We start from the raw sequence: 9710 nt of genomic DNA on the forward strand, positions 1-9710 counted from the left end.
CGCCCGGCCCTTCTACATCTACATGCTACATGTCTCCGGGATTATTTTGCCAGCGGAAGCCTTGCGGCGCGCACCTCTTTCATCGTCGGGATCGAGGAGGACGCGCCCTTTTTGGAGACCGCGAGCGAGGAAGCAGTCGACGCGAGCCTCAGCGCCTCCTCCACCGTCTCCCCTCCCAGCGCCGCCGCGAGGAAAAAGCCGGTGAAGGTGTCGCCCGCGGCCGTCGTGTCCACGACGGGCACGTCGTACACCCCATGGGAGAGCCGCCGCTCCCCCGCCCCGTAGAGGACGCCGCTCTTCCCCAGCGTCAGCACGATACGGGCGCCGGGAAAGCGCGAAAGCATCTCCGGCAGAATTTCCGAGGGGTCCTCCCTGCCGGTGATCTGCGCGCCCTCCACTTCGTTGAGGAGGAAGATGTCCACCTTTTCGAGGCCGCACGCATGCATCCGCTCGTCGAAGGGCGAGGGGTTGAGCGCGATGGTCATCCCCCGCTCGTGCGCCCGGTCGATCAGATAGTCCACAAGGCTGATCTCATTCTGCAGAAGGAGCAGGTCCCCCGTGCCGAAATCCGCGAGGACCGCGTCCGCATATTCCCGCGTGATCGCGCGGTTCGCGCCGGGGTAGAGCACGATGCTGTTCTGCCCCTTCGCGCTCACCTGGATGATCGCGTTGCCGGTGCGGGTGCCGACGGTGCGCACGCGGCTCACGTCCACGCCCGCCTCCCGGCAGACGTCAAGCAGCATGCCTCCGTCCTCCCCCACCATGCCCGCGTGGCAGACCTCGGCGCCCGCGCGCGCGAGCGCCACCGACTGGTTGAGGCCCTTGCCGCCCGGGAAGACCTCGAGGCCGCGCGAGGTGATCGTCTCGCCGGGCGCGACGATGTGGTCGAGGGAATAGACATAGTCGATGTTGAGGGAGCCGAAGTTCAATACACGCATCGCGGGCCCTCCTCAGTATTCGAGCGCGACCGGCCCGCCGCTCACCGGCAGCCAGTCGGCGGGACGCTCCCCCGCCTTCGCGAGGTAGTAGTACCCGGCGGGCTTCCCGAGCCCGCGGCAGGCGTCGTGCCAGACCTCCCGCGCCATGACGGCCGCTTCCCCGGGGGAGAGCACCACCGCGCGCACATCCTCCGCGCGCGGCGGCTCGCCGCCGCGCGGCAGCGCCACGCAGAGGATGACCGGCTCCGCCATGCAGAAGATCGCCTCCTCGGTGTGGGAGTGCTTCTCCATCGAGCGCACCTCGCAGGGCGCCGCCCCGCCGATCGTGTAGCCCAGATGTCCGGGGGTGTCGATGAGGGGCGTTCTGGTCATGTGGTCCTCATAGACCTCGGTTTTTGTGTGGGACACCCGTTCGGCGTCCTCCTTCAGATTGTAGTAGGTCCCGTAGGGGGAAAAGTCGAACTCCCCGATGGGGATCGCCTTGATGGTCATCCTATCCAACCCTTTCCGGCCGTCAGACGGCGTTTTTCTTGAGCTGATCGAGGTTCGTCAGGCACATCACCACGACGGTGGCGATATAGGGGGTCATCAGCACGAGCTGCGAGGGGATGTTGAAGCTCTGGAGGCCGACCGACACCGCGTCCGCGAACGCGAAGATCAGGCAGGCGAAGAACGCCTTGAAGGGGTCGCCCTTGCCGATGCGCGCGGCCGAGACCGCGAGGAAGCCCTTGCCGGCGGACATGTTCTCGGTGAACATCGAGATGCCGCTCAGCGGCAGGCAGGCTCCCGCCGCGCCCGCGAGCACGCCGGTGATGATCAGCGAGGCCCATTTGTACTTGGTCACCGAGACGCCCGCGCTCTGGATCGCCTTCTCGTTAAGGCCGACGCCCCGCAGGCGCAGGCCGAAGCGGGTCTTGTACATGACGATCTGCGAGACGATCACGACGGCGAAGGCCGCGTAGACAAGGATGTTGTGGTTGTTGAGCAGCTCTCCCACGAAGGGGATCTTCCCCAGCAGCGGGATATCGATGCTGCCGAAGCTCTTGATGCGCGGATCCATGATCGAGCCGCGGATGTGGAAGATGTTGAAGAGGAGCAGCGAGGTGAGTCCCCACGCGCTCAGATTCATCGCGATGCCGACGACGATCGGGTCGGACTTGAAGTGCAGCACGAAGGTGCCGAAGATCGCGGACATCACGACGCCGCTGACCATGCCGAACAGGAGTCCCATGAACGCGCTTTCAAAGAGGTAGCTGCCCCAGGTGGCGAAGAAGGCGCTCGTGAGCACGTAGCTTTCCAGCCCGATGTTGAAGATCTTTGCCTTGTGGCCGAAGACGCTGCCCATCGTGGCCAGCGCAAGCGGCGCGGACAGGCGGACGGTCGCCGCCAGCGTGGAGGTGCTCAGCAGAATTCCCAGCATCTCACTGCACCCCGCTTTCCTGTTTGCGCAGCATGCGCAGTTGTTTCTGGTCGCAGAACCACTTGTAGAGCGCCTCGTAGTCGATCGCGACAAGCAGCACGAAGAGCGCCTGGAGCACCGAAATCACCAGCCGGTTGGTCTCGGTGACGCGTTCCATGTGGAAGGAGCCGCTCTTGAGCGCGCCCCAGATGAAGGAGATGAAGATGACCGCGATGGGGTTGTTTTTGGCGATCGAGGCGATCATGACGCCGTCCCAGCCGAGGTTGGTGGCGAAGCCGGGGCGGAACTTGCCGAAGGTGCCCATCATCTCGGTGCCGCCGCACATGCCCGCGATGAACCCGCTGAGCAGGAAGATCGTCAGGAAGGTGCTCTTGTAGTTGACGCCGCCGAACTTGGAGAACTTGAGGTTTTCACCGACCATCTTGAGCTCGTACCCCTTGACGGTGTACTTGTAGAGCAGGTGCACCAGGACCGCGACGCCGATGGCGATGAAGATGGCCGTCGTCGCGCTCGTGCGCGGCAGCAGCACCGACAGGCGCGCGGTCGGCTGCATGTCCGGGGTGGCGATCGCGTCGGCCAGTTCGGACGCGTCGAAGCCCATGTACTTGAAGGTCAGGTACTCGGTGAAGAGCAGCGCCGCATAGTTGAGCATGAGGGTGCTGATGAGCTCGTTGACGTCGAGCAGCAGCTTGAGGATGGCGGGGATGAAGGAGAAGATCATGCCGCTGAGTCCTGCCACCAGCAGGCAGACGACGATATGTACCCCGCGGGGCATGAGCAGCTGGTAGCCGACGACCGCCGAGACGAAGGCGCCGAAATACATCTGCCCCTCGATGCCCACGTTCCAGATGCCCGATTTGAAGGCGATGACCGCGGAGATGCCGGTGATGATGCTCGGGGTTGCCCAGCGGATCGTCGTGCCGATCGCGCTGACGCTGCCGAACGCGCCCACGCCGAGCGCCTTGAAGGCCTCCGCCGGGCTGTTGCCCTGGGAGAGGATGATGATCGATCCGATGACCGCGACCAGCAGCGCCGCGACGAGGTATTTGAGAACGGTGAGCTTTCCGTTCGTGGAAAGCCTGAGGTTAAGCTTCATCCCTTTTCCCTCCCAACATGTACATGCCGACCGTCTGCTCGTCCAGCTCGCCGGTATTCAGCAGGTTTCCGGTGATCTCGCCGTTATACATGACGAGGATGCGGTCGCTGAGCTCCATGACCTCGCCGAGCTCGTGGCTCACGAGCAGCACCGAGACGCCCGCCTCCGCGATCTGGATGATCTTCTGCCAGATAAACTCGATCGCGCCCACGTCGATGCCGCGGGTGGGGTCCTCGACGACCAGCAGGTCGTTCTCCTGGCAGAACTCCCGCCCGACGACCACCTTCTGGATGTTGCCGCCCGAGAGGGTGCCGATCTGCGTGTAGACGCTTTCGGTCTTGACCGAGAAGTCGTCGACCACCTGCCTGGAGAACCCTTCGGCCTCCTTTTTGTTGACGAGCAGCGGGTTTTTGAACTTGTGGGCCACATGGTAACCCATGATGCAGTTTTCCAGGATGCTCGAATCCCGGGCGCAGCCGGTGCCGAGGCGGTCCTGCGGGACATAGCCGATCTTGTCGACCCGGTGGCCGCGCGGGGAGAGATGGGTGATGTTCTCCCCCTTGTAGCGGATCTCGCCCGCCTCGGGCCTGCGCAGCCCAAAGAGGCTTTCGATCAGCTCTCCCTGCCCCGAGCCCGCGACCCCGGCGATGCCGACGATCTCGCCCTTTTTCACCGAGAAGCTCACGTTTTTGACCTTGACGACGCCGTCGTCGCTCCTGACGGTCAAATCCTTCACGGCCAGCAGGTCCCCGCCGATCTCCTTTTCCTGCTTCTGGGTGTTGAAGAGCACCTCACGCCCGACCATCAGGCTCGCGAGCAGCTGTTCGCTGGCCTCGGCGGGCGTCAGATTGCCGGTGACGCGGCCGTTTTTGAGCACCGTAATATAGTCAGAGATCTCCATTACCTCTTTGAGCTTGTGGGTAATCAGGATCACAGTTTTTCCGTGTTCAGTCAGATAGCGGATCGCATCGAACAAGCCTTCGATTCCCTGCGGGGTGAGCACCGCGGTCGGCTCGTCGAGGATGATGATGTCCGCGCCCTTGTAGAGGACCTTGACGATCTCCACCTGCTGAAGGAGCGAAACCGGCAGGTCCTGCGCCTTTTCGTCCAGCGGGATGGAGAACTGGTACTTGTCGCAGATCTCCTGGATATCCTTCCTCGCCTTTTTCCTGTCCAGAAAATATCCCATGCGGGTGGTCTCAAAGCCCATCATGAGATTTTCCAGCACCGTCAGCTCGGGATAGAGCATGAATTCCTGGTGAACCATGCCGATCCCGCATTTCGCCGCGTCGTTGGGGTTGCGGAACACGACCTTTTTGCCGTTGACGAACACCTCGCCCTTGCTCGGCTTATAGATGCCTGCGATCATGTTCATCAGCGTCGACTTGCCCGCGCCGTTCTCCCCGATGATCGAATGCACCGACGCGCGCTTCACCGTCATGTTGATGTCCTCGTTCGCCACAAGCGAGCCGAAGTATTTGCACATCCCCTTGACTTCCAGAATGACATCTTCCATAATTGCCTCCATCCTGAGCGGAACCATTCCGTCCGTTGGATTATTCGGCGGGCGGCAGGAGCCTTCCTGCCGCGCCAGCTTGTCGAACATGTTTTTCGACAAGCCGAGCGCCCGCTGCGGCGGGGTGATCCGCTCGCTGTGCTCGCTCAACGTGCGGTAGGAACCTACGGTTCCCCCACACACGCCCCCTCCCTTTCGGTCTGATGGGGCTTGCCGGCCATGATTTTCGACGGTCGGCGGGCGGCAGGAGCTTTCCTGCCGCCCACCGGAGCGTTCGGGGGTTATTTTACGACGTTTTCGTCCTCAGTGACCTGGATGGTGCCGTTCTTGATGCCCTCGACGACCTCGAGCACGCCGTCCTGCAGCTCCTTGGGGAGCTTGTCAAAGTCGCGCTGATCGTACATCGGGAGCCCCTGCGCCAGGCCGTAGGGCTTGTCGCCGCTCTCGTAGGTGCCGTCGAACACGCTCTTGCCTTCCACATAGAGGGCCTCGTCGAACGGCTTGAGGGCGGACCAGAAGACGCACGGGTCCACTTCGCCCTGCCAGTCGTCGCTGCCGATGCACTTGATGCCCTGATCGGCGCAGCCCGCGATGACGCCGAGGCCGCTGCGGGAGGCGGACTGGAAGATGAGGTCGACGCCGTTATTCTGGATCATCAGCTTGGCGACTTCCTGGCCCTTGACGGGGTCCTGGTCGTTGCCGACATAGGCGACCTCGACGGGGATGTTCTCATCGACATAGTGCACGCCGGCGATGAAGCCGTCACGGTACCGGCGGCTGACGGGACGGTCCGCGTGGGCGATGAAGCCCACCTTCTTGACCTCGGTGGTGTTCGCCGCGAGGTAGCCCGCGATGAAGGAGGAGGCGTACGGGTCGACCGAGATCGAGCTGACGTTCGGCTCGTTCGTCTTCATGTAGACGTCCGCCAGGATGAACTTGGTGTCGGGATACTCGGGAGCCACCTTGACGGCCAGCTCGGACAGGTCGCCCCACATACAGTAGACGGGGTTGGCGCCCAGCTCGGCCATCGCGCGGACCTGGTCCTCATATTCCGCCTTGTCGAGCGTCTCAATGATCTTGAGCTCGGCGCCGGTCTCGGCGGACAGCTTCTCAAGTCCCTTCACGCACAGCGCGATGAACGGGTCGCCCACGGGGGACGGGATGAGCAGCGCGATCGGCTTGTCGCCGGTCGGGACGCTCGTTTCGGCGGGGGCGGCGTCCTCGGCGGGGGCGGCGTCCTCGGCGGGCGCGGGGGCCGCTTCGGAAGCGGGGGCCTGGCTGGCCTGCGAGGGGGCGGGGGCGGTCGCGCAGCCCGCGAAGACGCCCGCTAAGAGCGCGAGGCAGAGAAGCAGAGAGATCGATCTTTTCATTTTTTCATAACTTCCTTTCTTCCTAGCTTATCGTTAAGAGGCTTCCTTTCCTCCTGGGGCCGTTATTCCTGCCAGTGTTTCAGGATCGCGTCGGTCGTCTTTTCCGAAAGGGAGGTGATGCTCTGGGTCTCCATCGTGCGCACGTAGGTGTCCAACCGGTCCTCGAGCGGTTCGGTGAACTTTTTGTCGAGCGCCGCCGTGCCAAGCATCGCGCCGTAGGCGTGCCCGATCGGGCCGCCGGTGCAGTCGTTGTCCTGCCCGGACATCATCAGGATGCTCATCGCCTTGCGGTAATCGTTGCCCGCGAAGTAGATCGCGATCACCTCCGAGGCCATGTTCGGGTAGCAGTGCACCCAGTTGTAGTGCTTGTATTTCTCCTCGCAAAGCTCCCAAGCCTCGCGGTAGGTCGCCGATTTTTCGCACGCCTCGAAGGCGAATTCGAGCACGGTGTAGAACTCGCTGTCCATCGGGATGGCGCGCATCGCCTTCTCGAGCACGGTGCGCATGTCGGTTTCGACGTAGGCCATCGAGACGAGCACCGCGTTGAAGACCTCCGCGAGGATGCCGTTGTTGTGGTGGGAAACCCGCCCGTCCTTCCAGGCGAGCTCGGCGGCCAGCTTCGGCCTGCCGGGAGCGAGCGCGCCGCAGATGGCCGCGCGCATCGCGGCGCCGATCATCTCACGGTAGGGGTTGACGAGGTAGCCGCTCTGCGGCGGGTAGATGCCCGAGCGCATGTGGCGCAGGGCGACCTCCTCGGCCGTGTAGGCGAAGGGGATGAGCCCCACCCACTTGTCGGCGATGTCGTCGGAATCGATCGCGTAGCCCTTTTCGCAAAACGCCTCGAGCAGCGCCAGCTCGAAGGTGATGTCGTCGTTGAGGGTCTCGGGGGGCTTGACGTAGCCGTCGATCTCCCCGAACACCTCCCACAGCCGGGAGGATTTGAAGCCCTCCACCGCTGTGCCGAGCGCCGAGCCGATGATCTCCCCCAGCCAGCCCGCATGCACCCGGTCGAAGAGCTCCTCCCGTCCGGGAAGCTGGTAATCGGGATACTCGCAGAGCTGCACGTTCTGCAGGTACTGCTCGAAGCTCTCATAGACCACATAGGACCAGTAGGGGTGTCCCTCGATCCTGGGGGCCTCGGCGAGCGCCTTGAACACCCGCGCGTTGAGGACCTGCAGGTCGATGAGGCGGTCCTCCCGGATCGCGTCGAACGCCAACGGGATGAGCTTGTCCGCCTCGGTGACGTCGTAGCCCATGTTCGCCATGCTGCTGATCGCGCCGAGCATCTTGGAGTAGGGAGCCTTTGATTCGGGCAGGGGCTTGGTCCACGCGCCCTTGCCGTTTTCGAGCATCTGGCGCGCCTCCTCGAGGAACTTGCCCTCCAAAAGGTTGTCCCACTCGATCAGGTCGGTGCGGTCCTTCACCGGCACCGCGCCGCTGAACATTTCATAATCCCATTCCCACGCTTGTTTCATGCGGTAACACTCCTATCTGTAAAATTATGACATGGTCAAAAATTGAGGGTTGTATTATAATGGGCCTGGCCGTTTCAGGCCGGGCAGGATCCGGTCTTTTGTAAATATCGCTTTCCTGCTTTTGAAAGGAGGACGCCCCATGTCCATCTCCTGCGCGGACCTCAAGGGCCTCAGGCACTTTAAGCAGATCCGGCTGGTCGCCGGCGAAAAGGGGCTCTACCGGCAGATCTCCTGGCCGTTCATCTGCACCACCTCGACCATCTCCCAGTGGCTGCACGGCGGGGAGCTGCTCTTCATCTCGGGCGCGGGCCTCGACTGCGGGGAGGAGAGTCTGCTCTCCCTCATGCGCGAATCGGTCTCCAAGGGGCTGGCCGGCATGGTCATGCTCACCGGGGAGCGCTACATCCCCGAGATTCCCCCCTCGCTGGTCGAGCTGGCCGACGCGTCCTGCTTCCCGCTCTTTGAAATGCCCTGGGACGTCAAGCTGATCGACGTGACGCAGGAAATTTCCGAAAACATTATGTACCGCAAGGAACAGGCGAAGAAGGGACAGCGGTTTCTGGAGCAGTTGCTCTTCTCCGCGGACGAAAGCCGCACCTTCGAGGAGCTCTCCGGGCTGTTCGGGATTCCCCAGCGCGCCTTCCGCTTCATCGCGGTGGCGGAAATCCAGGCCGGGGACCCGGCGGCCGCCGCCCTGGACACCATCAAGGGCGATCTCTCCCACACCCTCAAATCATGCGGCGAGGGGGAGGGGCGCGGCGTTTTGGCGATGGGGTACTTAAACACGGTCGTCTGCCTCGCGCTCGGCAAAACCGAACGGGATGCCGACATGCTCGACAAATGCCTCACCGAGGCGTTCGGCGTGCTCGCCGGGCGCTACCCCCACGCGCCGATGCGCCTCGGCTTCGGGCGGGTGTGCCAGAAGGGCTGCCCCATCCGGACAAGCTACCAGGAGGCCAAAAAGGCGCTGGCCACGATGGCCAAGGGGATCAGCCGGGAACAGGTGCTGCACTACTCCGAGCTCGGCATCTTCCGGCTCTTCTTTGAAATCCAGAACCCCGAGGAGATCCGGAAGTACTCCCGGGAGAATCTCGGGCCGCTGCTCGAGGCGGACCGGAAGAACGGCTCCGACCTCGTGGGCACGCTACGCAGCTACCTCTATAACAACTGCAACCTGCTGCGGACCTCCCAGGCGCTCTATATCCACCGCAACACCCTCATCTACCGTCTCAACACAATCAAGGGGCTGCTCGCCAAGGATTTAGACGATGCGTTTGTTCGGCACGAACTCTTCAACAGCATCCTCGCCGCGGAATTCATAGACAAATAGCGGCTCCTCCCGCAGAAAACCCCGGTCGGTTTCGACCTGCTCGAACCGCCGGAAGAGGAATTCCCCCCGGCGCACCGAGCAGGCGACGCTCGCGCGCTCGCAGACCGCGTCGAATTCGTCGACGGCGTTCAGCACGATGAAGTTGGCGTCCCGCCCCGGCGCGATGCCGTAGGAATCCTGGAGGTGCAGCGTCCTCGCGCCGTTCACCGTGATCAGGTCGAGCGCGTCGTAAATCTGCTCGATGCTCGTGAGCTGGCAGGCGTGCAGGCCGGCGTCGAGGATGTTCATCAGGTTCCCCGAGCCGAGCGGGTACCACGGGTCGGAGATCGAGTCCTGCGCAAAGCAGACGTTGAGCCCCTCCGCGAGCAGCTCGGGCACGCGGGTCACCCCGCGGCGCTTGGGATAGCTGTCGCACCGGCCCTGCAAGTGCATGTTCTCGGTCGGGCAGGAGATGAAGTTGAGCTTCGCGAGCTTCAGGAGCTTAAAGAGCTTGGCGGTGTAGGCGTTGTTGTAGGAGGCCATCGCGCAGGTGTGGCTGGCGGTGGTCAGCTCGCCGATGCCGCTG

Annotated in this window: 9 protein-coding genes; 1 reads left to right on the top strand and 8 read right to left on the bottom strand. The window is 63.2% G+C overall.

Annotation, left to right across the window (positions count from 1 at the left end; genetic code table 11):
• Window positions 1-41: 41 nt before the first annotated feature.
• From RDM88_RS09620 to RDM88_RS09650, 7 genes are all read right to left on the bottom strand, one after another.
• A complete protein-coding gene (locus RDM88_RS09620; protein ID WP_308754630.1) occupies window positions 42-938 on the bottom strand; it encodes a ribokinase in 897 nt (298 codons plus the stop codon).
• A gap of 12 nt (window positions 939-950) precedes the next feature.
• Window positions 951-1430 carry an ureidoglycolate lyase gene (locus RDM88_RS09625; RefSeq protein ID WP_308754631.1) on the bottom strand — a complete coding sequence of 160 codons (480 nt, stop codon included), beginning with the start codon at window positions 1428-1430 and terminating at the stop codon, window positions 951-953.
• Between the two features lie 22 nt (window positions 1431-1452).
• Window positions 1453-2358, bottom strand: a complete 906-nt coding sequence (locus RDM88_RS09630) for an ABC transporter permease (protein WP_308754632.1) — start codon at window positions 2356-2358, stop codon at window positions 1453-1455.
• Between the two features lies 1 nt (window position 2359).
• Window positions 2360-3454, bottom strand: a complete 1095-nt coding sequence (locus RDM88_RS09635) for an ABC transporter permease (protein ID WP_308754633.1) — start codon at window positions 3452-3454, stop codon at window positions 2360-2362.
• The gene (locus RDM88_RS09640; RefSeq protein ID WP_308754634.1) at window positions 3444-5153 is read right to left on the bottom strand and encodes an ABC transporter ATP-binding protein; all 1710 of its coding nucleotides are present in this window, start codon (window positions 5151-5153) and stop codon (window positions 3444-3446) included. Before RDM88_RS09640 ends, RDM88_RS09635 begins: the two co-directional genes overlap by 11 nt.
• Window positions 5154-5251: 98 nt before the next feature.
• Window positions 5252-6340 (bottom strand): BMP family ABC transporter substrate-binding protein, encoded by a 1089-nt coding sequence (locus RDM88_RS09645; protein WP_308754635.1) that lies wholly within the window; start codon window positions 6338-6340, stop codon window positions 5252-5254.
• A gap of 62 nt (window positions 6341-6402) precedes the next feature.
• Window positions 6403-7815 (bottom strand): ADP-ribosylglycohydrolase family protein, encoded by a 1413-nt coding sequence (locus RDM88_RS09650; RefSeq protein WP_308754636.1) that lies wholly within the window; start codon window positions 7813-7815, stop codon window positions 6403-6405.
• Window positions 7816-7954: 139 nt separating this feature from the next.
• Between RDM88_RS09650 and RDM88_RS09655 the strand changes: the two genes are divergently transcribed.
• The gene (locus RDM88_RS09655; RefSeq protein ID WP_308754637.1) at window positions 7955-9145 is read left to right on the top strand and encodes a PucR family transcriptional regulator ligand-binding domain-containing protein; all 1191 of its coding nucleotides are present in this window, start codon (window positions 7955-7957) and stop codon (window positions 9143-9145) included.
• Here RDM88_RS09655 and RDM88_RS09660 read toward each other — a convergent pair.
• Window positions 9077-9710: amidohydrolase family protein (locus RDM88_RS09660; RefSeq protein WP_308754638.1), on the bottom strand; the 634-nt coding region annotated here is incomplete at its 5' end. The two genes, RDM88_RS09655 and RDM88_RS09660, sit on opposite strands and share 69 nt — an antisense overlap.

This window comes from uncultured Anaerotruncus sp. (assembly GCF_902490045.1).
Classification (GTDB): Bacteria; Bacillota; Clostridia; order Oscillospirales; family Ruminococcaceae; genus Anaerotruncus.